Annotated in this window: 28 protein-coding genes; 8 read left to right on the forward strand and 20 right to left on the reverse strand. The window is 49.9% G+C overall.

All coding sequences use genetic code 11. The features are described 5' to 3' along the window. From PXY01_RS13345 to ilvB, 13 genes are all read right to left on the reverse strand, one after another. A complete protein-coding gene (locus PXY01_RS13345) occupies positions 1-405 on the reverse strand; it encodes an ATP-binding protein (protein WP_127570518.1) in 405 nt (134 codons plus the stop codon). A 239-nt stretch (positions 406-644) separates the two neighbouring features. Continuing rightward, positions 645-2189, reverse strand: a complete 1545-nt coding sequence (locus PXY01_RS13350) for an anti-sigma factor domain-containing protein (RefSeq protein ID WP_127570519.1) — start codon at positions 2187-2189, stop codon at positions 645-647. After that, positions 2186-2527, reverse strand: a complete 342-nt coding sequence (locus PXY01_RS22835) for a hypothetical protein (protein WP_246027921.1) — start codon at positions 2525-2527, stop codon at positions 2186-2188. The genes PXY01_RS13350 and PXY01_RS22835 overlap by 4 nt, the downstream gene beginning before the upstream one ends. A 144-nt stretch (positions 2528-2671) precedes the next feature. Next, on the reverse strand, positions 2672-2998 hold the full coding sequence (locus PXY01_RS22840) for a sigma factor (protein ID WP_246027922.1): 327 nt from the start codon (positions 2996-2998) through the stop codon (positions 2672-2674). A 113-nt stretch (positions 2999-3111) separates the two neighbouring features. Continuing rightward, entirely contained in the window at positions 3112-3525 is a 414-nt protein-coding gene (locus PXY01_RS13360) for a hypothetical protein (protein WP_127570520.1), read from the reverse strand. A gap of 195 nt (positions 3526-3720) precedes the next feature. Continuing rightward, entirely contained in the window at positions 3721-4269 is a 549-nt protein-coding gene (locus tag PXY01_RS13365) for a peroxiredoxin (protein ID WP_127570521.1), read from the reverse strand. 28 nt (positions 4270-4297) lie between these two features. Continuing rightward, positions 4298-5377, reverse strand: coding sequence for a 3-isopropylmalate dehydrogenase (gene leuB, locus PXY01_RS13370; RefSeq protein WP_127570522.1), 1080 nt, complete (start codon positions 5375-5377; stop codon positions 4298-4300). A gap of 493 nt (positions 5378-5870) precedes the next feature. After that, a complete protein-coding gene (locus tag PXY01_RS13375; protein WP_246027923.1) occupies positions 5871-6746 on the reverse strand; it encodes a L,D-transpeptidase family protein in 876 nt (291 codons plus the stop codon). A 189-nt stretch (positions 6747-6935) separates the two neighbouring features. Further along, positions 6936-8264, reverse strand: a complete 1329-nt coding sequence (locus PXY01_RS22845; RefSeq protein WP_246027924.1) for a sensor histidine kinase — start codon at positions 8262-8264, stop codon at positions 6936-6938. Between the two features lie 1144 nt (positions 8265-9408). Continuing rightward, a complete protein-coding gene (gene comX / locus PXY01_RS13385; RefSeq protein ID WP_127570525.1) occupies positions 9409-9591 on the reverse strand; it encodes a competence pheromone ComX in 183 nt (60 codons plus the stop codon). A gap of 528 nt (positions 9592-10119) precedes the next feature. After that, a complete protein-coding gene (ilvC, locus tag PXY01_RS13390; RefSeq protein WP_127570526.1) occupies positions 10120-11112 on the reverse strand; it encodes a ketol-acid reductoisomerase in 993 nt (330 codons plus the stop codon). 311 nt (positions 11113-11423) lie between these two features. Continuing rightward, positions 11424-11909 carry an acetolactate synthase small subunit gene (ilvN, locus tag PXY01_RS13395; RefSeq protein WP_127570527.1) on the reverse strand — a complete coding sequence of 162 codons (486 nt, stop codon included), beginning with the start codon at positions 11907-11909 and terminating at the stop codon, positions 11424-11426. Beyond that, complete coding sequence (ilvB, locus tag PXY01_RS13400; RefSeq protein WP_127570568.1) at positions 11906-13654, reverse strand: biosynthetic-type acetolactate synthase large subunit; 1749 nt, start codon at positions 13652-13654, stop codon at positions 11906-11908. The genes ilvN and ilvB overlap by 4 nt, the downstream gene beginning before the upstream one ends. A gap of 488 nt (positions 13655-14142) precedes the next feature. On the opposite strand from ilvB, the gene PXY01_RS13405 reads away from it, so the two are divergent. Next, positions 14143-14631, forward strand: a complete 489-nt coding sequence (locus PXY01_RS13405) for a GNAT family N-acetyltransferase (RefSeq protein WP_164744415.1) — start codon at positions 14143-14145, stop codon at positions 14629-14631. On the opposite strand, the gene PXY01_RS13410 is transcribed toward PXY01_RS13405, so the two are convergent. The 7 genes from PXY01_RS13410 to PXY01_RS13440 all read right to left on the reverse strand — a co-directional run bounded on the left by PXY01_RS13410 (position 14628) and on the right by PXY01_RS13440 (position 19650). Then, positions 14628-15032 (reverse strand): hypothetical protein, encoded by a 405-nt coding sequence (locus tag PXY01_RS13410; RefSeq protein ID WP_127570529.1) that lies wholly within the window; start codon positions 15030-15032, stop codon positions 14628-14630. The genes PXY01_RS13405 and PXY01_RS13410 overlap by 4 nt on opposite strands. A gap of 188 nt (positions 15033-15220) precedes the next feature. Next, positions 15221-15580 (reverse strand): 50S ribosomal protein L20, encoded by a 360-nt coding sequence (rplT, locus tag PXY01_RS13415; RefSeq protein WP_127570530.1) that lies wholly within the window; start codon positions 15578-15580, stop codon positions 15221-15223. Between the two features lie 66 nt (positions 15581-15646). Continuing rightward, positions 15647-15847: a 50S ribosomal protein L35 gene (gene rpmI, locus PXY01_RS13420; protein ID WP_091186665.1), complete on the reverse strand. Its 201-nt coding sequence runs from the start codon at positions 15845-15847 to the stop codon at positions 15647-15649. Positions 15848-15873: 26 nt separating this feature from the next. Then, positions 15874-16419: a translation initiation factor IF-3 gene (gene infC, locus PXY01_RS13425; RefSeq protein WP_127570569.1), complete on the reverse strand. Its 546-nt coding sequence runs from the start codon at positions 16417-16419 to the stop codon at positions 15874-15876. Between the two features lie 228 nt (positions 16420-16647). Next, positions 16648-17886, reverse strand: coding sequence for a glycosyltransferase family 2 protein (locus PXY01_RS13430; RefSeq protein WP_127570531.1), 1239 nt, complete (start codon positions 17884-17886; stop codon positions 16648-16650). A gap of 619 nt (positions 17887-18505) precedes the next feature. Then, positions 18506-19300, reverse strand: coding sequence for a tRNA (guanosine(46)-N7)-methyltransferase TrmB (gene trmB / locus PXY01_RS13435; protein ID WP_127570532.1), 795 nt, complete (start codon positions 19298-19300; stop codon positions 18506-18508). Positions 19301-19440: 140 nt separating this feature from the next. After that, the gene (locus tag PXY01_RS13440) at positions 19441-19650 is read right to left on the reverse strand and encodes a hypothetical protein (RefSeq protein ID WP_127570533.1); all 210 of its coding nucleotides are present in this window, start codon (positions 19648-19650) and stop codon (positions 19441-19443) included. A gap of 287 nt (positions 19651-19937) precedes the next feature. On the opposite strand from PXY01_RS13440, the gene mnmL reads away from it, so the two are divergent. The 7 genes from mnmL to PXY01_RS13475 all read left to right on the forward strand — a co-directional run bounded on the left by mnmL (position 19938) and on the right by PXY01_RS13475 (position 25541). Then, positions 19938-20906: a tRNA modification radical SAM protein MnmL/YtqA gene (gene mnmL, locus PXY01_RS13445; RefSeq protein WP_127570534.1), complete on the forward strand. Its 969-nt coding sequence runs from the start codon at positions 19938-19940 to the stop codon at positions 20904-20906. Position 20907: 1 nt separating this feature from the next. After that, the gene (gene mnmM / locus PXY01_RS13450; RefSeq protein ID WP_127570535.1) at positions 20908-21489 is read left to right on the forward strand and encodes a tRNA 5-(aminomethyl)-2-thiouridylate-methyltransferase MnmM; all 582 of its coding nucleotides are present in this window, start codon (positions 20908-20910) and stop codon (positions 21487-21489) included. Between the two features lie 57 nt (positions 21490-21546). Then, positions 21547-21849, forward strand: a complete 303-nt coding sequence (locus PXY01_RS13455; RefSeq protein WP_246027927.1) for a tRNA-binding protein — start codon at positions 21547-21549, stop codon at positions 21847-21849. 38 nt (positions 21850-21887) lie between these two features. Next, the gene (locus tag PXY01_RS13460; protein WP_127570536.1) at positions 21888-22280 is read left to right on the forward strand and encodes a VOC family protein; all 393 of its coding nucleotides are present in this window, start codon (positions 21888-21890) and stop codon (positions 22278-22280) included. Positions 22281-22464: 184 nt separating this feature from the next. Next, the gene (locus tag PXY01_RS13465; protein ID WP_164744416.1) at positions 22465-24501 is read left to right on the forward strand and encodes a YhgE/Pip domain-containing protein; all 2037 of its coding nucleotides are present in this window, start codon (positions 22465-22467) and stop codon (positions 24499-24501) included. A 138-nt stretch (positions 24502-24639) separates the two neighbouring features. Next, positions 24640-24930: a hypothetical protein gene (locus PXY01_RS13470; RefSeq protein ID WP_127570538.1), complete on the forward strand. Its 291-nt coding sequence runs from the start codon at positions 24640-24642 to the stop codon at positions 24928-24930. Between the two features lie 20 nt (positions 24931-24950). Continuing rightward, entirely contained in the window at positions 24951-25541 is a 591-nt protein-coding gene (locus tag PXY01_RS13475) for a hypothetical protein (RefSeq protein WP_127570539.1), read from the forward strand. Positions 25542-25553: the final 12 nt, after the last annotated feature.

A 25553-nucleotide genomic window follows, 5' to 3' on the forward strand; every position in this document is an offset into this window, starting at 1 on the left:
TTATTCCTCCCCAGCAGCAAGAACAGACAGAACGGGTAGTCTATCATAGGATCGGGAAGGCGACAGCCACTTGCGATACGAAATGGTCGTACCTCTAATCATATCTTGGCAGATGTCAATGTCATCTACCAAGCTTAGCATCCAATCCGAATCCAGATGACTACTCCCTGACGAATGATCGTACAGTCGAACTTCTATTCCCATCTCGTTATTATTTCGGTGAATGGTCTTGATGATCATATGGCCTTGCGACTTCGATTCTAATAACTGGGCGGCCATTTCCGAAATCGTGAACGCAATCCGCGTCTGTTCTACTGCTGAGAACCCTACGCTTCTTGCAAGCTCCCGTCCTCTTTGTCTCGCGTGTATGGCATCCGTCGGCTTGTTCATGAGGAACATGTCCATCCCTGCACCGCCTCCGATCTTCCCCGCCATCCTGCGCCAAGGCAGACGTAAGGGACAGCTCCAGTAACTCGTAATCAATATGATAGATGATACTGTAACCGTTGTCAATCGGAGATCCTGTCGAAAAATAGTGGAAAATATCACATCTACACCCAATAACCGAAAACGTTTTATGAACAGCAACAACAGGCGGCTATCGCCGCCTTGCACGATAGTCCGCCTATTGATTAACAACGGTGTTAGTCTTTCTCTTTCTCTTTGCCTCTGTTGTGCTCTTTGCTGTCGACGGTATTGCCTTCCTTCCGCTTATTGTCGAGATCATCGTCCTTTGCACCCGGTCTGTCATTTCCTTTAACGTTATCGCGGTCGCCGCTCTTGCTGCTGTTAGAATTGCCATGCTTACCATCGCTCGATTGGGCAGGACCGGATTTGCTTGGGCCAGGACCGGATTTGCCAGGACCAGATTTACTGCTATTAGCTCTATCGTTATCGTTGTTATTGCCAGTGCTGCTGTCTTTCGTATTGCTATCGTTTGGTTTACCGCTGTTGTCGTTCATCCGGCTGCCTGCGCTGTCTCCATGTCTTTGATTGCCTATGCTTCCGTCCCGGCCGTTCCCATTCGTGCCGTTACGGTCTATTTCGCTGCGACCAGATAGAACAGGCTGTGCGTTGTCGTCCTTACGCTCATCGCGAGCCTTATTGCTCAAGCTGTCCTTCAAACGGTCTTGCTTCTTCGGATTCTGTGGAGCCATATTAGTAGAACTGCCGTCATTGTTCGGCTTCTGCACTTTAGCCGCACCGCTCGGCTTTTTGCCGTCTTTTTGATTATTGTTCGCTGCTTTGCCATTCTTCTCAAGCTCGAGCAGCTTCTTCAGATGCTCCTTCACCTGCTTATTCCGCTTATCTGCATTTTTCTTATTGTTGTTATCGTCTGCTTGGGCATTAATATTCGGCACATCTGCCTTCGGCTTAACCGGGTCGACAGGTGCAGCAGCTTCCCCGCTCTTCTCAGACTTAGACGACTTCGCGGGCACTACCGATTTCAAACCGCCGACGGGCTCCGTCCATTCATGGATCGTCTGGGTCTTCAGCGTGTCCAGCTGCACCTCAGGATTTTTACTCTTCGCGAGCAAATAAACCGCCATCTTCCCTGTCGACACGCCTTGCCGCGCAGCCTCTTCCCGCACCTCCTGCGGCGCAGACAGCATCGTCACATGCTCTTCATCCGCCACCTGCTTCGTGACAGCTCCGCGAATGTCTTCTTCTAGCTCTGCTTCGAATTGATCCGGGTCCTTCGTCCCGCCCTCTAGGACGACGCTCGCAATAAGAATGTCTTGCTCCTCCCCGGAAGAATACGCCGTAATCGCAGACGCTCTGGCAACGATCTCGACCGCTACATCCGCTGCCTTCTCTCCTTTATAATCAAGCCCGCTTACAATCTGCTCGCCTTCGGCGTTCAACCCGCGCAGCTCCTTCACTTGCTCCTTGGCACCGATCCCCATCTCCACGCTAGGATTCACGTCCAACGTAACATAGGCAACAATCGGGTCTGCTTTCGTATTCGGCACAAGCACGAGAGGGAAAATAATCAGCATCACAAGTGCGGCTGACACTATCGTCCAAGCTGTACGCCGACTTGCACGCCGTCTCGGCAATAATGGAATCTCGTCGCCGATATCAGCATTAGGCTGACCTGTGCGCGGCACTTTACGGAATTCTCCGCTAGGTGTAAGCACGATATAATGCCTTGCATTAACCTCCATCACAATTCCTTTGCCGCTCACAGTTTCACCTCCCTCGCTGCATTCGAATAATAAGCCTTATCCGGCGACTGCGATATGTATGCTAGTATGTATGGATAATCGCCTCTATACAATAATGCAAGTGCAATAATATACTTGCGATTTCGTTCGATCGTCTTGCGCGATACACCCGCCTCTTCCGCTAATTCCGTAACGGGCAGCCTCCCTTTGTCGACAATTGAATCATAGAATCTTGCCTGCTCTGCAGCTATTCGTCCGATCTGAAACAGCATCCGGCGCGTATCCGAATGCTTAGGCGCTTGATCTGCCAAATCCGAGAATGAGATGCCAAGCTCCCTTAATCTTGCCGAGAACTCCATAATTTCATGCTTTCGGTCTTCCTTCTCCCGTTCGCGTTCATGCTGTTTCAGCGCTTGACTCGTCTCGATCGGGTTCGTAATCGTCTCATCCTCTTCCTCCCGATCGAACGAGCTGTACGGAACGGACTGGCTGTGCCGCTGCTCCTACCGGACATAATCAATGAGCCGTCGGCGAATGACCGTTTCGGCAAAGCCGAGAAACGATCTCCCAGCATCTGACGAGAAGCTGTCGATCGCCTCATTAAAAGCAAGCAGAGCAATACTGTATTCGTCATCCTGCTCCGGATTAATATATCTTTTGCAAAAACCGCTTGTCACTTTGAGGAGATACGGCTCATAACGGGCAATGAACTCGCTCCTTGCTTGCTCGTCACCTGCTCTGATCCGTAATACGGTCTGCTCCGGCGTATGATTCGGATGACTCGTGCTGCTAAACTTGCTTAAGAATCGTTTAAATAGTACGAGAAGCAACCGTGTCACCTCATTTATATCATTCGTTCCCACATACTCAATTAAGGGGGCTTCTAGCCCTCCTGCAATAAAAAAGCCTCCGCTATCGGAGGCTCACTCATCAGCATTCATCCCTAAGACGTCAGCCGTTGACGCAGCTTCGTGCGCCTCGTGCTTAACACGCTTAGCCTTTTCTTTAAGTCTTGCTCCCACTCCGTGTCGCCGAGCTGCTTCGCTAGAACGAGTAAATCAAGCGCCATATCGATTTGACTTACGACGATCTCCAGCGGGTCCTCGTTCTCATGATTCACGCAGTTCTCGAACAACACTTTCGGGTCCTTCTCCACGTAATCTTGAAAATCGATTTCGGTCGCACCGTCGCCATACGCGAATTCAGCCAAAATATCGTATTCGTTCTCAATAAGATGATGAACCTCGATCTTCTGGCATACCGGACAGAATAAGATGGGGACATTATGAATGTGCGTTCGAAAATGCTTAAGCGTCCCTTTCGCGCCGATCATGCTTGCTCCACAGCAGAAACTCATCGACATACACCTCTTTACCTGAATAGCGGCTTGTAAACCGCTTACCCGATATGCACAGATTTTAAATCTCTTTAAATAAAGTATTCGCTGCCACTATGCGAAATTCCTGCCAATCGCCTACATCCAATTTTAAGCAGTCTTGACACAACAAAAAAACAGCACCGTCCCATCGGAACGATGCTGCTTATTGGTTCGTTAATTTGCTTTGAGCGTTTGCTCGCCCGGCTTCCAGTTAATCGGGCATAGTCCGCCAGATTGAAGAGCTTGCAGCACGCGGAGCGTCTCTTCAACGCTGCGTCCTACGTTGTTATGATTAACAACCTGGTACACGATCTCACTGTCCGGATTGATGATGAACAGGCCTCGCAGAGCGACGCCCTCTTCTTCAATCAGTACACCATAATCGCGCGCAACGCTCTTCGTAATGTCCGAAGCGAGCGGGAAGTTCAGCTTGCCCACACCGTTATCGTTCTTGTCAGTACGAATCCATGCCCGATGGCTGTGGATGCTGTCCGTGCTGACGCCGAGCACTTCCGTGTTCAGCTCTTTGAACTTGGCATATACTTCGCTAAGCGCCGTAATTTCCGTCGGGCATACGATCGTGAAATCAAGCGGATAGAAAAAGAATACGAGCCATTTGCCTTTATAGTCGGACAAGGACACTTTACCGAAATGTTCTCCGTCGCCGGATACCATCTCCATCATAAAGTTCGGAGCGGGGCGTCCTACCAAACGTTCGGCCATCGGTGTGAACCTCCCTCCCAGCACTCGATTACTTGCTCATTGCAGCGACGATCAGATCGCCCATCGCCGTCGTACCGATTGCTTTGCTCTTATCGACTGCGATATCGCCCGTACGATGACCTGCGTCAAGCACCCATTTGACCGCATTTTCGATGACTTGAGCCGCTTCATGGTAGCCAAACGTTAGACGGAACATGAGCGCTACCGACAGGATCGTCGCGATTGGGTTAGAGATGCCTTGACCTGCGATGTCAGGTGCCGAGCCGTGTACCGGCTCGTATAGACCGAAGCTGCCTTCGCCAAGCGATGCGGACGACAGCATGCCGATCGAGCCCGTCAGCATTGCCGCTTCGTCGCTCAGAATATCGCCGAACATGTTCTCTGTTACGATAACGTCGAAGCTTGCCGGACGGCGAAGCAACTGCATCGCGCAGTTGTCGACGAGCACGTGCTCCAGCTCAACGTCTGGATATTCAGGAGCAATGCGGTTTACAACCTCACGCCACAGGCGCGACGTCTCAAGAACGTTCGCTTTATCGACCGAAGCGAGCTTCTTACGGCGCGTTTGTGCAATTTCGAATGCTTGGCGCACGATGCGCTCAACCTCTTGTACATTATATACGCAAGTATCGACCGCTTCTTGACCATTAGCACCGTCGCGGCGGAATTTCTCGCCGAAGTAGATGCCGCCCGTCAGCTCACGAACGACGATCAGGTCAGTGCCCTCAAGCACTTCAGGCTTCAGCGTCGAAGCGTCCATCAAGCATTCGAACACGTTAGCCGGACGAATGTTCGAGAACAGGCCGAGCGCTTTGCGAATGCCGAGCAGACCCGTCTCTGGACGAAGCTCCTTCGGATTGTTATCCCATTTCGGTCCGCCTACTGCGCCGAGCAGTACAGCGTCCGCCTTTTGGCAAATTTCAAGCGTTTCCTGCGGAAGCGGCGTACCTTTCTCATCGATTGCAATACCGCCGAACAGGCCATGCTCGAATTCGAATTGATAGCCGAACAGCTCTTCTGTTTTCTTAAGCACTTTAATCGCTTCGCCGACAACCTCTGGACCGATGCCATCGCCGGCGAGTACCGCAATTTTCTTCACGTCTGCCATAATAATAATTGCACTCCTCTTCTCTTACGCAGTAGATTCTTAAACTATATCAGTTGTACCATAAATACGGACTCTCCGCAAAGATATAAAAGCTATCGAGTTTATAGTTTAAGCCTATTGGAGTGCTATCCACCCTCCCAACCCCTCCCTGCCAGGGAGGGCCCCAAAGGGCTCCCGCCCTCTGGACTCCCCAATCGCTCCTTAGTTCCTTTCAACCGCCCCACCGCTTTCCGTCCCTTCCGGGACCCGCTCTACATTATTCCGTCCCTTTCTACGCCTTACCATCTCCCCTCTATTCCCCCCCTCCCATCATCTCTGCTTCACCACCGCTTGCCGTCCCTACCGGGACCCGCTCCCCTTCTAACGCTCCCCACCCTGCTGCTCCGCCCCGAGTCCCCCGGGCTCCGCATAAAAAAAAGGCCAGCGAAGATAAGTCTTCACTGGCTACTGTCTCCTCTGGCCGTTGCTTGTTCACTGGCTGATGTTTGGAGCGTTATTTCTTATTGTCCGTAATCCGGATTTCTTTCGCTTCGGCGTTCCACGTCACCTTATAGCCGGTAAGCTCGGTTACGTTGCGAAGAGGCAGCATAATCATGCTGTCAACTACTCTTGAAGCGGTAATAGCTGTCGCTGTTCCATCCACATGGACGGTGGCCGACGGCGGTTTATGCGTAATCGTTCGGCCGTTAATGACGACCGATACGGTTTTCGTCTTGTTGTTCCATTGTATTGTCCCGCCAAGGAGGTCGAATAGTTCACGCATCGGAATATAGACGCGCGAATCGATTATAATCAGCTTCCGATCGAGCTTAATCGTTTTGCCGTTCAAACGCAATTTTCCTTCGTAATATTTCAGCACCGGGTAACCTTGCTCTTCGGCAATTTCGTCGAACGACTGATCCGAAGTTGTAATGACGGCGATCGTTCCGAGCTCGATCTGCGGATACAGCCAGTGAATGTCGTCATTATACATCCGAATGCAGCCGGAGCTGACGTACTTCCCGATTGATTTGGAATTATTATTGCCGTGAATCGCATAAGTCGTTCCGTAGGTGCCGTTCACATCAAGTCCTAACCACCGGTCGCCAAGCGGATTGCGAGCGTCTCCTCCAGGAATATTCTCTTTGTAGTATGGTCGGTTTTTAATTTTGTTCACAATCGGGAAGCTGCCTTCAGGAGTCAGCTTACTCGTTCTTCCCGTTGCAACAGAAAAGGTTTTAATCAGTTCACCGTCGACGTAAAATGCTAGTTTGTTCGTTTTCTTATTCACGATAATTAACTGCTGCTGCTCTCCCGCCGCATTCGCACTATAGCCAACCAACATATTGCACAACAGCACAAGTACTGCTGCAAGGATGCCGAATCTCATCCTGTACCGTCTCAGAACGGACAACCTCCCATTCATAGATTGAAATACGTAACAATATATGAAGGAGAAAGTTATTCCATAACAAATAAGGCAGGAAGAATCGTCTTGTTCGAACGAACTTCTTGCCTTCATGAACGTAATATTATAGACAAAGTTAATCCCATCATGTCTCCGTTACCTTGAAATGAACTATAGGTCAGCGGAATGGGAGATTGCCGCTATCGGCCTCGTGCGATTATCATTCGTCCTCCTTACCTCGTTAACATTCCGCTCCTCGTCTTCGGTCGGCAGCGGCAGCACAACATCAACCTCCATGCCTTCGCCTGGTGCCGTACGCAAATCTGTCATCCCTTCTAGTCCAGACACCCTCTCTCGAATACCCGTCAGCCCCATATGGTCAAAAGACGATTGCAGCCGATCCGCTTCGATTCCGACTCCATTATCTTTGTAGTGGAAACGTAGCTGCTGCTCTTCGTAGTAGAGCTGCAATTGTACATGGGTTGCTTTCGAATGCTTCATCGCATTGCGCAGCAGCTCTTGTGTAATTCGGTACACCGCGAGCACATATTCATCGTCCAGCTCGACACGGAAATTTTGGTGATTGAACTCAATCGTAAAGTTCGCATTCAGCTGGGCATAGTCGCACAGATTGTTAATCGCTTCAATGATCCCCTTCTCCTTCAAGAACGGCGGTCGAAGCTCGTTACAGGTTTCGCGGATTTGGTGAATAACATCGAGCAGCCCTTCACTGATCTCATGCAATTTTGAACGGATATTCGCTGTCATCTCTGCTTCATCGTTCACGATAGCCTCCAGCTTCCGATACCATACCAGCTGATCCTGAAGAGCTGAATCATGCAGATCGTTGGCCAGCTTCCGTCTTTCTTGCTCCGATAACCGGAACAGCAGCCGAAGCACCCACGGCGGAGCCTCTTCTCGCTTCAAATCAAGATCCTGAACTAGCCCCTCGATGAGCTGAAGGTTCTGGTACACAAATCCAGCATAGGTCATCATGGTGCGCATCCACTGCTTCTCATCAAGATTAAACTCCGTATGATTCACCTTGTCGCCAATCCATACCAAATGCTGTATGCCTCTGTCTTGACCGATTTTAAAGCAGATCCCTTTCGGTAGCTTCAAGCCTTGTCCAACCTTTAACCCAGACCAATCCTGATTCAGATGCGAATACAATTCTTCGATTGGAACATTGCCATGCGTTCGATTCCATTTGATCGTCTGATCTTGCTTCATTCTATATTCTATAAATCCGACCGCATCAATCGGCAGTAACTGAAGCAGCTCCTTCGATAAGCATTGCTCCAGCTCGCTAACCTTCATCACTTCGGAAATTTTGTTAGAGAAGGATTCCAAGCTCTGCTCGAATTCATGTGCTCCTTTAATGACCTTGTTCCGGAGCTTGCGATCTAATCTTTCTCTTAAATATAAGAAAAGTATACTTAAGCCGTAAGTGACAACAAACATTCGACCCCATACTGCAGGACGAATCGATGTATCCATAAAGATTAGTCCGAATCCACCCATGAATAACAGCGTCGGTAAGAAGGCTACAATCAAATAATACCGGAGTCTACCGATAATAAACTCGATGTCGAACAGTTGATTCGAGATTATAAGATACAGATACGTCAATGGTAAAAATATAAAAGATACTAAGGCTATACCGCCATCTACAAAATACTTTCCTAATAATAACATCGGCAAAAAGTTCAAAATGATAATAGGAGAGAATGAAGTGATATTGCCAATCATCATATAGATCATTAAGACCTGTTGGGATGAATTACGGAACTTAATGTACATCCGGACTTGAACAAACAACGTGACAAGCGTCCCTGCTATAAATATTATAAGACCCGTAATTTTCAATAAATGTGCGGTTGTATTACCGTTGGCATTAATGAGAATAAAGAGTATATAAAAAAAATTCCACGCAGAAACCGTCGCATATCCAATCGTGACAACACGTTTATGAACAGGAGCAATCCCCATTTTATTAAAGTAAGTCTTTATAAAATGAAGAAATAATAGAGGTGCAAAGGTTAGTGCTATTTGGAGGACTATAGCCGAGAAAATATCACCAACTACATTTCCATACCCCGACAAAAATCCAACCGCTACTGTCATCAAAAATAATATCAGCAGTGTAGCCGATAGATCCATCGGCTTCTTATAGGCTAAAAACGAAGAAAAGGTTAGCATCACTACGAATAAAGCCATTGGGATAATAGATACATTCCACTGAATAGGTCTCTTGGACCTATCTGAAAAATCAATCTCGAGTAGGTTTCCATCTCTCATGATGGTAATGCTTGTCGCAGTATTAATTCCGTAATGCTTCTCTAACTCCTTACCTTCAACCGGCTCATAATCAACTTGTGTAATTACATCCCCTTGCAACATCCCCTCCTGTGCGGCCCATGCTTTTTTATCTAACTCAGATACAATCCATTCTCCTTCCGACTCGTCTAAATTAATCCCTATATAGGGTATACTAAAATACAATACAGTACACCAACCTGCAATAATAACCGAAATAAATAAAAATATCCAGTTTGAATATTTTATTTTAATCATTAGTTAATAATCCCCTTAAAAAAAAACCGGCTCGAGTTATCGTTACCGGTTTGCTCTTACATATTAACTACCATCCCCAGAAAGGGTTAAATGCACGAACTTGCTCTTCTGCAGTCACCTTACCTTTAAAGATGTCCAGTATAGCCTGCTGCTGATTATTATTAACACCTGCTAGAGCCACATTACCTTGTACAAACCGAGTCATTGTTCCGTGGTTTTGCTTCAGTTGTGCAATTACTTCTCTAAGCATTTTCATTACCACCTTTGAAATATAATGTAATTTTAAACTCTTGTCCCCAGTATAGCATTCGAGTAGTCCCACTGCATCGCAATATGCATTGCGTTATACCGCAAAATTATTGCGGTATTGATCTAAATACCTACCTCATACGACGTAGTATGGAAATACAATAATTGACTCTAGGCCTAACATAAAGCGCTTACATTTTCTTCCGCAATTGCGTCGCGCTGCTCCGCTATTAGGACTGCGCTCTGACTGTCATAGCTTCATACCGCCTCCTTTCTGCCTAGTTCAAAGCGAAATTCGACATAGTTATAGTTATGATCAAAGCCTATTGTTCATGCGTGCAAATACCCTGCCGTCATCTCTCTTCCATGAAGCATATAAGCAAAAAGACGGATTTCTCGCCAGTCCTCGGAGACTAAAATAAAAAATCCCGGAGCATGAGTGGAGCCGCCAAGATCTTAGTAAGATCTTGGCGGACATCCGCCCATGAACCGGGATTTATAGTAAAGCTTATGATGCCGGGAAAATCAATTACTTCTTAATCCAGTGCATCAATTCACGCAACTGGCCGCCGACTTTCTCGATCGGATGCTCTGCTTCGCGGCGGCGAGTAGCCGTCAGCATTGCTTTGTTCGATTGGTTCTCGAGGATGAAGTCGCGTGCGAAACGGCCGGATTGGATATCGTCCAGTACCGCTTTCATTGCTTTCTTCGTCTCTTCCGTTACAACGCGTGGGCCCGTAACGTAGTCGCCGTATTCAGCCGTGTTCGAGATGGAGTCACGCATCGAAGCCAGGCCGCCTTCATACATCATGTCGACGATCAGCTTCAGCTCATGCAAGCACTCGAAGTAAGCCATCTCTGGAGCGTAGCCTGCTTCTACGAGCGTTTCGAAGCCTGCTTTAACGAGTGCCGTAGCACCGCCGCACAGTACCGCTTGCTCACCGAACAGATCCGTTTCCGTCTCTTCACGGAACGACGTTTCGATGACGCCGGCACGCGTACAACCGATGCCTTTCGCATAAGCGAGACCGATTGCTTTAGCGTTGCCTGTAGCGTCTTGCTCGATTGCGATCAGACCAGGAACGCCGAAGCCTTCTACATACGTACGGCGAACCATGTGGCCCGGCGATTTAGGAGCAACGAGCAGTACATCCAAATCTTGGCGTGGCACGATTTGACCGTAGTGTACGTTGAAGCCGTGGGAGAACATGAGCGCTGCACCTTTTTTGAGGTTAGGCTCGATTTCTTCTTTATATACTTTCGCTTGCGTTTCGTCAGGCATGAGGATTTGTACAACGTCAGCTACTTTAACTGCTTCTGCAACTTCCAGAACCTCGAAGCCGTCGTTTTTCGCTTTCTCAGCCGATTTACCAGGGCGCAGGCCGATGATGACCTTCAGGCCGCTGTCGCGAAGGTTTTGAGCTTGTGCGTGACCTTGGGAGCCGTAACCGATTACTGCGATCGTTTTGCCTGCGAGTACGCTTTGATCTGCATCTTTTTCATAGTACAACGTAACTGCCATTAGAAAATGCCTCCTTTAAATTGAACCCTCATTGAGCGGGTGTTTAAACAGAGAAGCGATCGTAAAGGCCGTGTGCGGTCTCCCGAGCGAATTCCCAGCTTAAACACCCGCCCAATACGGGCTGTTGTTCATATCGAGCGGCTGCGGGCTTGTCCGCAGCCGCTCCTAGTAGAGCCATAATTGCTACTTGCTTGATACGTTAATCATACCTTGCAGCTGCTCATGAAGATAGCCGCAGGAATTACCATTATACTATAAATACCGTCCCCGCTTAAAGCGGCTTGATCCAACTTTCCACAGATTCCGCTGGCTTATTTAACCGAACCGCGAACCATGGCCGTAACGCCCGTGCGCGACAGCTCGCGAATGCCATATGGCTTGAGGAGCTCAATCATCGCATCGATTTTCTCCGTATCGCCAACGACTTGTACGATCAGCGACGACGGGCCGATATCGACGACCGCTGCACGGAATGTCTCAACAACGCCAAGCACTTCTGGTCGAGCCGCAGGCTCCGCACCCACCTTGATGAGTGCGAGCTCGCGAGCTACCATCGGGCTGCTGCTGACGTCGACGACTTTAATGACGTCGATCAGCTTGTAAAGCTGTTTCGTAATTTGCTCCAGCATATTGTCGTCGCCCGACGTTACGATAACCATCCGGGACAAGCCCGGCTCTTCGCTGGAACCGACCGTAATACTTTCAATATTGAAGCCGCGGCGTCCGAACAGACCCGATACCCGCTGCAGAACGCCCGGCTGATCGTTAACGAGAATTGCTAAGGTATGTTTTTTCATTCCGCATCCCCCAAGATCATTTCGTCGATCGTGTTACCTTGTGTAACCATCGGATACACATTCTCACCTTTGCGGACGACGAATTCTACAACTGCTGGACCTGGATGGCGAAGCGCTGCTTCCCAAGCCTCGCGAGCTTCTTCTTTGTTCGTCGCGCGGAACCCTTTGACACCGTAAGCCTCTGCAAGCTTAACAAAGTCCGGGCTGCCTGCGAGGTCAATGTGACTGTAACGGTTGTCATAGATAAGCTCTTGCCATTGACGAACCATGCCGAGCACTTGGTTATTGATAATCGCTACTTTAACCGGAATATTGTTAATTGCACAGATTGCAAGCTCTTGCGCGCACATTTGCATGCCGCCGTCGCCGTTGATCGATACAACGACACGGTCCTTGTTCGCCATCTGAGCGCCGATCGCCGACGGTAATCCGAAGCCCATCGTGCCAAGGCCGCCCGAGGTAATAAAGGAACGAGGCTGATTAAATTTGTAATATTGAGCCGCCCACATCTGATGCTGGCCGACGTCCGTCGTGACGACCGCTTCGCCCTTCGTCGTCTCATGCAGCATCTCGATTACCCATTGCGGCTTCAGCTCGACATCGGAATCGACGTATGACAACGGGAACTCCGTCTTCAATGCTGCGAGCTTCTCACGCCATGCTCCGGCTTTCGCAGCCGGACGAGCTTCTTGATTCGCCGTTTGAAGTACGGTCTTAACATCGCCAACGATCGGAATGTCCGTCGGAACGTTCTTGCCGATCTCAGCCGGATCGATATCGATGTGGACGATTTTCGCTTTCGGCGCGAAGCCGTCCAGCTTCATCGTTACGCGGTCGTCGAAACGTGCACCGATATTAATGAGCAGATCCGATTCTTGAATCGCCATGTTCGAGGCATATGCGCCATGCATGCCCGGCATGCCGACCCACAGCTCGTTCCCGCTTGGGAAGCCGCCGAGACCGAGCAGCGTCGTAACGACCGGGATACCGGTCTTCGTCGCGAACTCGAGAAGCTCCTCGTGCGCACCGGAGTATACAACACCGCCGCCTGCGAGAATGAGCGGACGCTCTGCTTCCTCGATTGCTTTGAGCATTTTGTCCACTTGCAGCTTCTTCGGCGAAACAGTCGGATTATATCCACGCATCGATACTTCTTCCGTAACTGGCTTGAACAGCGTCTTCGCAGCCGACACGTCCTTCGGAATGTCGATCAGAACCGGACCTTTGCGACCCGTGTTAGCGATATGGAACGCCTCGTGAATAATACGCGGCAGATCTTCAACGTTACGTACCATGTAGCTGTGCTTCGTAATTGGCATCGTAATGCCGACAATGTCAGCCTCTTGGAAGGCATCCGTCCCGATTGCGGCCTGTACGACATTACCTGTAATGACAACGAGTGGTACGGAATCCATGTACGCCGTCGCGATACCCGTTACAAGGTTCGTTGCCCCTGGTCCGGACGTTGCGATACATACGCCGACCTTGCCAGATGCGCGTGCATAGCCGTCAGCTGCATGAATCGCGCCTTGCTCGTGACGGGTCAGGATATGATGAAAATCATCAAACCCATGCATCGCGTCATAAATGTACAAGACGGCGCCGCCCGGATAGCCGAATACGCATTCGACTCCCTCAAGCACCAGACTGCGAAGCAATATTTCGGAACCGGTAATGACCTCCGGTTTGCTCATTTTCTCGATCAGTTCTTGTTTCGAACGCAGCGTTGCACCTTGCGTCGCCATCTTCATCTCTCCTTTCATAAAAACCAAACAAAAAAGCCTCCCGTCACCGTCTGCTACTGTGAGCAACGGGACGAAAGGCATGATCTTCCGTGGTACCACCCAAATTCGTTACGCATCTCGCAATGCGCAACCTCGGCAGGTAAAAACGGTGTGCACAAACGTTCTTACCTATCAGCACAGTAACGTGTGCCAGTCGATTCCCCCTAATACGCGATTACGCTTTTCAAGGGAATGGCTCCGAGGTGAGCTCGTTGAAAAGGGATTTTGGCGATGGTTGCAGCAAATTCCATCCGCTCTCTGAGCAAAAGAGCCCTTAACACTTCGTCCTCATCATTGCCGATAACGTATTAGCTTAGAACCTATTATATGCCCGTGTTTTCGGTTCGTCAAGCCTAGGTTGTGCCTATGTCGGAAAACTTATGCGACGTTTTCGCCGTCAGCGCAAGCGCCGCATAAACTACTGTAGCACTGCAAGGGAGGCGATCGGATTGACGATCCGCACAAGATCTCCGCATACGGACGATGCGCCGATTCTTCAGCTCATTCAGGACGAGATCATTCCATTCTCTTATCTATACTCTATCCTTGATGCCCCATCTCCTAAAGAACTCAAGGCAAGGCTGGATCTGGGAGCAACTTATGTTGCTTCTTATTCTACTACCAACTACCCTTACGGGTTCGTCCATGCTATAGCGCAGGGCGATACTTTGTATGTTGATCTATTAGCCGTTCATCCGTCTTGTCGTCATCGCGGCGTCGGTGCAAGCCTCATGGAACGAGCCGAGCAATACGGCATCGCTTCCGGGTGCCGGGAAGCGATGCTTTATGTCGATGAAAGCAACGACGCGGCAGTCCGCTTCTACGAGAAGCTTGGCTACCGCATCACTGGATTCGCAGACAAAGTGCGCTGCCATGAAATGCGCAAGCCGTTCGTCAGGCTTGCACCTAGAAGACGACGGTTCGGACGCCGCGCTTAATAATCGAAGCCGCCGCTTTTCGGCCCATAATACGGTCCTGCTTTCGGTCCATACGGACCATAATTGTTGTATCCCGCACCATATGGCCCATATCCACCGCCCCCGTACGGTCCGTAGCCTGGTCCGCCGCCATAGCCGCCGCCGTACGGCGGGCAGCATTTGCCGCCTCCGCCCCAGCCCCAGCCGCCTCCGGTGAACAAGCCAATCGCAAGCAAATCAAATAAGATAAGCGGCAATATCGCCCGCGTCTGCACCCCGCCGCTATTGCCGACTGTCTCTACATAAATCTTATTATCTTCAACACGCATCAGCCTTCCGACCACGACCGACCCGTCACGTCTGGTCGCATAGATCGTTTGGCCGATCAGTTTCCTCACCTCTTGCTCGGAAACATTACGCATGCATACTCCCTCCTCCCCGTCATCTTGCAGATTATGCACGCACATCGGCTTCTGCTTGGACGTTCATCCACCCTCCCAAACCCTCCCTGCAAGGGAGGGTTTGGGTGGGTGATCCAAGAGGGTTTGGGTGGGTGAAAATAAAATAAAGCCTTGTCCCACGAAAGGACAAGGCTCTGGGAACGCGTGAACTACGCGTTAATTTTTTGTTTTGCAACGCCTGCGAGCGAGTTGAACGCGTTGATGTCGTTGACTGCGAGGTCAGCGAGGATTTTACGGTTCACTTCGATGCCAGCGAGCTTCAGGCCGTACATGAATTTGTTGTACGTAAGACCGTTTTGGCGAGCTGCCGCGTTAATACGAACGATCCACAGTTTGCGGAAGTCGCGTTTAACTTGACGACGGTCGCGGTATGCGTACAACAGCGATTTCATTACTTGCTCTTTTGCTGTTTTAAACAGGCGATGTTTCGAACCGAAGTAACCTTTCGCCAGCTTCAAAATCCGTTTACGACGACGAGCGCGGACGAATCCGCCTTTAACTCTTGCCATGAGTGAAGACCTCCTGTAGGTTGGTTTAATTTATAAAGTGCATCGCGACTCTCTCGCGATAATAGACTATTTGAGGTTAGCCAGACCTTGTTGAATACGGCGAACGTCGCCCGCAGCCATAAGCGGTTGACCTGCCAGAACGCGTTTTTGACGGCCGGATTTGTGGGAGAGCAGGTGGTTTCTGAACGCTTTGTAACGTTTTACTTTGCCCGTACCGGTAATTTTGAAGCGGTCCTTCAGACTGCTGTGCGTTTTCATCTTAGGCATTCGAATGTTCCTCCTTGAAATATGTGTTAGCTGTTATTTTTTGGCGCCAAAATCATGATCATACTGCGGCCTTCTAATTTCGGGACACGCTCAACGCTGCATATTTCGGCGACTTCTTTAGATAGACGATCAAGAATCCGTTGTCCGATCGCGGCATGCGCGATCTCGCGTCCGCGGAAGCGAACGGAGCATTTGACTTTGTCGCCATCCTTCAGAAACTTCACGACGTTGCGAAGCTTCGTCTGATAATCGTTCTCCTCGATGTTGGAGCGGAACCACACTTCCTTCAGATCGACGATCTTCTGGTTCTTGCGTGCTTCCTTCTCTTTCTTCTGCTGCTCGTAGCGGAACTTACCATAGTCCATAATCCGGCATACTGGCGGTTTCGCTTGCGGTGCGACATTGACGAGATCCATACTTGCGTCGATTGCCATCTGAAGCGCTTCGCGAATCGGCTTAATCCCGATCTGCTCACCTTCTGGTCCAACTACACGAACTTCGCGTGCGCGGATTTCGTCATTGATCTGATGTTCTCTGCTAATAACGTGCCACCTCCAAAAGTTAGTTTCCATACAAATTAAAAATGCGGGTCCATCAGGACCCGCATGCCATAACCATTCGTTCATGCAACGCCATCATCCGATGAGCGTGCTTCATGTTGAATTGGTCGCATAACCAGTCGGCTCGTTGCCGTTCAGGTGAGAAGCGGGTGCCTCTTCTTAAAGCGATAAGTTTTACTGCTACCGGATTACTATAGCATAACTACGAGCCGACCGTCAACAATTTTCTTCCTAGAAGCACTAGCCCTGTTTGCTCTGTACTTCTTCCAGCCGGATAACGCGCGTATGCTGGGTGTGGCTCCACTGCTTATTGTTCTGCGTGAAGAACGCGTAGAACGTAATCGGCCACCACGACAGAAGGAAGAACGGCAGCGTTAGCAGATGAGCATACATCCGCCAGTTACGGACGTTCTCAAGAATTAGCGCCAGCGGGAACATCACGACCGATGCGGTTATCGCAACTGCTGCCGCCCACCAAGGCATATACTCGTATATCGAGGCGAATATGTTATCCGCCGGAATAAGATTGTCTCCCCACAGCATGAACGTCATCAAGAATCCGATGAACGTGTTGTATACCGAGATGGAATACAGCGCTGCATCGAACTTGACGAAGTCGCGTTCTTTAATGCTTGCCCATAGCAGCGGGAAGAAGTAGTTGCGTGCTACGTTGAAATGGCCCTGCATCCAGCGAAGCCGCTGACGTGCAGATGCTCGGAACGAAACCGGCTTCTCGTCATACACTTTGGCATCATAGTTCAATACCGGATGAACACCGCGCTTAATGCAGCGCATAGTGAACTCCAAGTCTTCTACAAGGCTTGTCGCGCCCCAGCCCATCTCCCTCAGCAGCTTAGAATCAAAGCACATGCCCGTACCGCCGAGAAAGTTGGCCATCTTCAAATTACGACGGGATAGCTGCCACAGACGGTTGCAATACCAGTACGTAATGCCGTATGCGGCTGTCACCCATGAATCGTTAGGATTTTTCGTATCCAGATAGCCTTGAATAACTTGATGACCATCACACAGATCGTCATTCATCAGATGCAGGAAGTCACTGTTGCACAAATTGTCCGCATCGAACATGACGACAGCGTCATATTGGCGCGGCATGCTCCACAGCTCTTTCAGCATCCACTCAATAGCATAGCCTTTACCGCGCAGCGTCGTATTATTCCTTACGCAGGCATGTACGCCGTAGCTGCGGGCGATATCCGCCGTTCCATCCGTACAGTTGTCGCAAATGACAAAGATGTCATATAGCTCCTTGGGATAGTCCAGCTTCAGCAAATTCTCGATCAGCGCGCCTACAACCTGCTCCTCGTTATGAGCGGCGACGAGTACAGCGAACGACTTCTTCGGCTCATGACGGCGCTTCGTTTTTTTGTGGTAAATCCCGAACAGTGCCAGCACAAACTGATAGACGCCGACGAACGCCAGGAACACCTGAAACGCCATCACCAACACATTAATCATGAATTGTTTTGCCCCCTTGAGACCCCAATTTTAATACAATCTCTTTTTCTCTTTTTCTTTTTTCTCTCTGTTATTTATTTGGCATTGTGACCTGCAACACGGTTATGCGGTAACTCTGTGACAGCTCATATTCGGCCTTAGTGAATTTTGCGCTTTATAGACCGCTTTGTCAAAAACCGAATAAACGTCAAATCGCTCGTTCTCGATTGGAAAAACGCTTTCACCACGTCGGAATATGAGCATTCCCCCATATTACGCTTGCTTCCCCCTTATTTTCATCCATTTGCGTCGTTTTTAATGCTTACGTACTGAATAACGAATGAACGAACCGTTAAGTTCCGTTCCTTATGCCCCCTCTTGTGACAAAACGGTGAAACCTCATTCCCGTGCGGAAGGCTTTACACATCCAGAAATTGCGACAGCAGCCGCCCGGATAACACATCCCGCGACGGATTCCATGTACCTCCATAACATCTTTACCATTCACCGCGAAATGTAAAACGACCAGCACCGAACGAACGCGGAATTCGATATAATAAAAGACCGCTCGCATCAAGCGCAGCGGTCCGTCGATTATCATATTTGAAGAAATACAACAAGCAGCTACCTGCAGCTTGTTCTACTGGCCGTCATCCTCATCCTTGTCTTCGCCATCTTCGCCGATTAGCCCGTCTTTCAAACGTTTTGCCTCTTTGGCCGCTTCCGCAGCCGCAGCTTCGCGTTTCGCGCTGCGCCACGATGCTATCGCTTGCTCACCGACGAGCACTTCAATTCGGTGAATGTTCTGACCGCGCTCATAAAATTTCATCTCGTATTCCGTCGGCACCAGATCGTCGCGCAATCCGTCCTTGTGCAGATTAAGCGAAATGTTGCGCGTCAAGAGCTCCATATCGGCAAAGCTGTTGAGCGAGAATTCGAACAACGACTGCGAATCGGTCTTAAAATGAATTTCGCCGCGGTCATTCAACGCCTCGATATATTTACCAACGAAGCGAGGATGCGTCAGTCGACGGCGCGCATGCTTGGCCTTCGGCCATGGATCGCTGAAATTCAAATAGATGCGTTCCAATTCTCCCTCAGCAAAAATATCCTCGATACCCTCAATATTTGCGCGCAGCAGCGCCAGGTTCGGAGGGGAGTCGACTCCTCTCTCCGACCAGATCCGACGGGCTTTCTCACTGGCGCGTCGAACAAGCTCGTCATACATGTCCACGCCGATGTAATTGATTTCCGGATTCCGGAAGCTCATCGTACTAATAAATTGGCCTTTGCCCATACCGAGCTCGACATAAATCGGGTTGTCATTGCCGAAGAACTCGCGCCAACGCCCTTTATATTTCGCACCGTCCAGCACGACAAGCTCAGGCTGGCTTTCCAAGCTTTCAAGTATTCCTTTTCTTCCGCGTAACCGCATATTCTATTCGTCCTCCACACATCAAAACTAGTCCCTATTGTGACGAAGAACAACCTGAAAGTAAAGAGTTTGGAACCAAAAAGAAGGACAGTCCGGCCGATTGGCACGTAACTGTCCTCGTATGGTCTTCATAATTGCGCTTAGTTCATAAATCCGATTGAAGAAGAATCCCGGGCGCCTGTTTCGATCTCGTACGCCTGCTCCAGCGCTTCGTTCAGCTTCTTGCGAGCGCTTACTTCAATCACATGGTTATTAGGAAAACGTGTGCCTGCCAGCACCATCAATTCTTTCAGCGTCAATTCAACCTTTACTTTGTCTTCGCCGTGCGGAATCTTCAGCTCTTGATTCATTACGCATCACCTCATCGATTTTTTCAATAATATTTCCAGAAAATCGACAATCTATTTCATGCGTTGTGTCAGATTAATGTAGGATTTTTTCGTTGATTTGTCGCACTTTTAATATAACACATCATGTAAGGTATAGCAAGAGGCTCGCGCCGATCGGGCTACTATTTTTTCCAAACCTTGACCTCTATTTTCCCGTGAACGCGCATGGCAATTCCACCCGATATTCGTTACAATGAACATTAGCGTTTACTTTAAGGAACGATCGAGATCAATGAGAAGGAGCTCTTATGACGTTAGCAAGCAGCGCCGCAGTGCCCGGGCCTCCTATACTATGGGGTGACAAACGGTTTCATACGTGGAATTACGAGATGCGGGAGCAATTCGGCGAGAAAATATTTAAAGTCATGCTCGATGCCGGCTTCACCTGTCCGAACCGTGACGGCTCGATCGCGAAGGGCGGCTGTACATTCTGCAGCGCAAGAGGCTCAGGCGACTTCGCCGGCCGGAGACGGGACGATCTGGTCACGCAATTCAACACCATTCGCGACCGCCAGCATCTGAAATGGCCGAATGCGAAGTATATCGGCTACTTCCAAGCCTATACGAACACTTACGCTCCTGTCGACGAGCTGCGGGAATATTATGAGGTCATTCTGGAGCAGCCTGGAGTCGTCGGTCTATCGATCGCGACGCGGCCAGACTGCCTGCCGGACGACGTCATCGACTATTTAGCCGAGCTGAACGAACGGACCTATCTATGGCTGGAGATGGGGCTGCAGACGATTCACGAATCAACATCGACGCTTATTAACCGAGCGCATGATACAGCCTGTTATGAGGATGCCGTTCGCCGGCTCCGTGCGCGCGGCATTCGCGTATGTACGCATATCATATACGGCCTGCCGCAAGAAACGCATGAGATGATGATGGATACTTTGCGCGCGGTTGCTCGAATGGACGTTCAAGGCATCAAAATCCATCTACTTCATCTCATGCGCAAGACGCCTATGGTGAAGCAGTATGAAGATGGGCTGCTGCAGTTCTTGGAACAGGATGAATATATTAAGCTGATCGTCGACTCCTTGGAGCTGCTCCCGCCGGAGATGATTATTCACCGTCTAACCGGCGACGCGCCGCGCGAGCTGCTGATCGGACCGATGTGGAGCATGAACAAATGGGCTGTGCTCAATGGGATCGATGCGGAGCTGTCCCGCCGCAATACGTGGCAGGGCCGCCTCTGGGAAGGGAGATCGTAAGATGGGGTTTCTATCGGTATTAAGCACCGCTCATCAATGGGTGCGCGAGCGGGTATCGTCCGGCGATACGGTAATTGATGCAACAGCCGGTAACGGCGTCGATACTCGCTTCCTTGCAGAGCTGGTTGGCCGGCGCGGAACGGTCTATGCGTTCGACATACAGCAATCTGCGCTCGATGCCACCCGCAGCCGCCTGGCTGCATTGGAGACTGAGCAGCTGCCGGATATTCGGCTTGTGCTGGACAGCCATGAGCGAATGGGCGAGCATGTCCTCCCCGCCCATTCGGGCAAAGTCGCAGCTGTTATGTTCAACTTAGGTTATCTGCCCGGTGCCGATCCTTCCGTCATTACGCAGCCAGACAGCTCAATCGCCGCGCTGGAATCGGCGCTCTCCCTGCTGAGGCCGGGCGGCGTAATAACATGCGTCCTCTACCCCGGTCATCCCGGAGGAGAAGAAGAAGCCGACACCGTCGTCCGATGGGCGGCGGCGCTGCCGCAGTCAGCAGGACAAGCGGTTATATACCGAATGCTGCAAAAGCCTGCCGCTCCTTATCTGATCTCGATAGAGCGAAGCCGCAAATAAAGCTTGGAGGATTGCTAAATCATAACGGCAATGGCCGCAATAGATGATCTACATTAGCTGGACATTCGAATCGGCACCATCGTAGAGGCTTCCCCATTTCCCGAAGCTCGCAAGCCCGCCATTAAGCTTGTGATCGATTTCGGGGAGCTTGGCATCAAACGTTCCAGCGCCCAAATTACACGCCGATATTCGCCGGAATCTCTCGTCGGACGTCAGGCAGCGGCGATCGTTAATTTCCCATCCCGCCGTATTGCAGGCTACGTATCCGAGGTGCTCATCCTCGGCGGCGTTCCTAGTGAAGGCGACGTCACGCTGCTCCTGCCAGACGAGCCGGTTCCGAACGGAACGCCGGTCGCTTAATGAGTTTTTACAACTTTATATGATTTGGAGATGTTATTATGGCTATTCGTAAATTTGAGCATGTCGGAGTCATGGTAAGCAACATTGAGCAATCCGTTGAATTTTATACGAAGGTGCTTGGTATGGAGCATCGTAAGACGATGACGCATTCGAACGGCGTTATCCGCCTCGCCTTCCTGGCCTTCGCAGGTCAAGAAGATACTGAGATCGAACTGATCGAGGGCTTTAACAGCGAGCTGCCAGCGGAAGGCAAAGTGCATCATCTCGCGTTCACGGTCGACGATGTCGAAGCAGAATTCGCTCGAATCAAGGAGCTGCAGATACCTCTGCAAGATACGGAAATTACGACGCTGCCTGATGGCGGACGCTACTTCTTCTTCTTCGGTCCTAACGGTGAACTGATGGAGATGTTTCAGCCCGGCGCACGATAAGCTGTCCCCCTAATTTAACACATCCATCGTTATTGAATCGATCGATACTACACAGCGGATACCGCCTAAAGCGCGGCATCCGCTGTTTTTTTTTTGCAGGCGCTCAAATTAGACGGTTAAGCAGACATCATCGGGAAAACAATAGAACCGCGGACAACTCCATCCAATCATAAGGGGGCCGATGATGCACAATCTCATACGGATTTATTGGGCTGATGTTCGCAGCATGTTCAAATCCCGCTCCCTCGCCGTTCTTGTCGCCGGATTAATGCTGCTGCCTTCCGCTTACGCTTGGGTCAACATTAAGGCAGTCTGGGACCCGTACAACAATACGTCCGGCATTCAAGTCGCTGTCGCGAATGAGGATACCGGTACCTCCCTACAAGGCAAGGATGTCAACATCGGCCAACAAACGGTGCAGAGCTTAAGCGAAAACCGGAAGCTTGGCTGGACGTTCGTCGACCGCCAGGAGGCCAAACGAGGAGTCGAGCACGGAGACTATTACGCTTATATGCTCATACCGGCCGATTTCTCCCAGAAGCTGGCCAGCATATTGGAGGAGCAGCCTCAGCAGCCGGTAATCGAATTCGCTGTGAATGAGAAGCTGAATGCAGTAACGCCCAAAATCGCAACATCAGGTGTCACCGCCGTTACGTCCCAGATTAGCGAATCGTTCACAGAGACGGTTGCCGGCGCCCTGCTCTCAACCTTTCAAGCGGCAGGAATTGAGCTGGGGCAGCAGTTGCCCTCCATCCAGAAAGCAGCAGCAGGCATCTTGGCGCTAGAGCAAGCGCTCCCGCAAATCGAGCAGATGGGCCATGCCGCGATTGCCTTGGAGAAGAAGCTCCCGGAGCTGCGGCAGAAGGCGAACAAAGTAATTGCACTACAGCAGCGCGTATCGGAGCTTCACCAGGCAGCCGACAGTATGCTGAAGGTGCAAGCAAGCTTTGCTCTAGTCAAGGAGGCTGGCGAGGGCATAATGTCTCTTCGCGATCATATGACGAACATTCGGCAAGCCGTCGAGCTTATTGCCCGAATCGGAACACAGCTAAGCGCCATTAAGACCCAAATAAAGCAAACAATCGACGATGCCACTGCGGAAGCCGGGGCACAAGAGGAACTGCCAGACAGCGTGAAGCAGCTCGCTGCGCTGGAAGATGAGCTCGCGCCTCTACAGGACCAAATCCAGTCGATTCATACCGATCTTCACAACAAAGTAACAAGCCTCGTTCAAGGAATGGATAACGCCGCATCCTTCGTCCAAGATGAGCTGCCCGCGCTGGAGCAGCGAATCGCTCAAGCGGCCGATTTCGTCCAGAACGGTCTGCCGGTGCTGGAAGCGGACATTAATCAGGCTTCAACGCTCATTGAGGACAAGCTTCCCGTCGTCGAATCGTTCGTACAGAAGACAGCGAACTTGGCGCGTAACGAGCTCCCCTCCTTCGAGCGCAGCATCAAAACGGCAGCTGACCGGATACGCAGGTTCGAGAGCGGAGACGTAAGTTTAGAGGATTTAATCGCCTTCCTGCAGCACGACCCGGAGGCGGGCAGCCGATTCTTGGCTGATCCGATCAAGCTGGAGACGAAACGAATCTATCCGATTCCGAACTACGGCACAGCCATGACGCCGCTCTATCTGATGCTGGCTCTCTGGGTAGGGGGCACTATTCTGACCACCGCTCTGCCCGTTGAGGTAACGAATCCGAGGCAGGAATATCGCAAATATCAGCTCTACTTCGGCAGGCTGCTGACTTTTATCACGATCGGCCAGTTTCAAGCGCTAATCGCTGCGGCAGGCATTCTGCTCCTGCTTCACGTTCAAGCTGCCAATCCGGCCAGCTTCGTGCTCAGCAGCATATTCATTAGCTTCGTGTTCGTCATCATCATCTTCACGCTGCGCTCTATGTTCGGACAAGTCGGCAACGGCATCGCGATGATTCTGCTCGTGTTGCAAATGTCAAGCTCCGGCGCAACGTTTCCCGTCAGCACGACGTCCCCGTTCTTCCAGGCGATCAGTCCGTACATGCCATTCACGCATGCCATTAGCATGATGCGCGAAACAATCGGCGGCATGATTGTCGAAACGGTGCTTCACGATATATTGATTCTATGCCTGTATGCCGTTATATGCTTCGGCGCGGCTGAGCTGGCCAAAGGCTCCTGGCGGCGAGAAGTCATGCTCGACATCGGCAATTATACGAGAAGAAAACCTAGGGTCTGATCCTAAAGTCGCCAAATACCGTGAGAAGACCGAACAGAATCATTACTAATTTCCCGGAATTTAGTGAAAAGGTTTATTCTTGCGGTATGTGCTAGTTTTGTATTGTTGTCTGGAATCTCATTTAGCGGAGTATCTGCTGTGACTCCAAAAGCTTCTGCTACCGTTCTAATTATCGTAATGGAACTAGAAAAAGAAAGAGCTGAAGCAATAAAAGCTATTCCCAAATCACTCAAGGACGAGAATGATAATGTCATCCTCGACAAATTTACGGATAAGGTAAATGGCAAAGTAGCCTATAAGGAACCCAAAACTGGATGGACAATCGAAAAAGATACTGCTGGACATGGTGGGCGAAAATGGAAACTTAAAAATAAATCTGGAGATCGAGTTGCATCTTTGGATGAGAACGGTAAAGTATTAAGTAAGTAAATGTTGAAGGGTGCGCGAATATGAGATACAAGAACATTGTGCTAAATGATAATTGGTTCTACAAAGATCCAGGCATCAACAGTGAGAACACACTTATCGAAAGTATGGAAGACTTTCAGAACAATTATCCGGAGAACTTCTATTTCATTGATCGTTTTCCGCATTTAGTTCATGACTTCGACAAGTATTCGCAAATGGAGCTCTATTACAGCAATAGTGGAAATAACGATTCTTACAAATCGGAAGAAAATAAATTCCTTGCGGTAATATCAAAATTATGGGTCTATGGTGAAACGATAGTTGAAAGCTCCATCCATTCAGAAGAAGATGCGTCATTACAATTAGAAGATTCTCAAGATCCATCTTACTTCAATGAATTTAAAACCGAGGATTTAGTTTGTGTGACTGACGCAAAGAAACTGGCAAGTGTTTTGAAATTAGCTTTACGAGGTAAAATTTGGGTATGCTTCATTATGAATGACTTATCAATTATAGTTTGGTGTAATGACCTTGTATGCGGGGTGTACTTCGGAGAAGCTGCAAAGAGTAAACCTCTAGTACAAAATATATGCACGACGGAAGGTCTGTATTTGCGCCCCATAACCGAATAAGATTAGGAGCTG

This window comes from Paenibacillus xylaniclasticus (genome assembly GCF_004001065.1).
Taxonomy (GTDB): domain Bacteria; phylum Bacillota; class Bacilli; order Paenibacillales; family Paenibacillaceae; genus Paenibacillus_T; species Paenibacillus_T xylaniclasticus.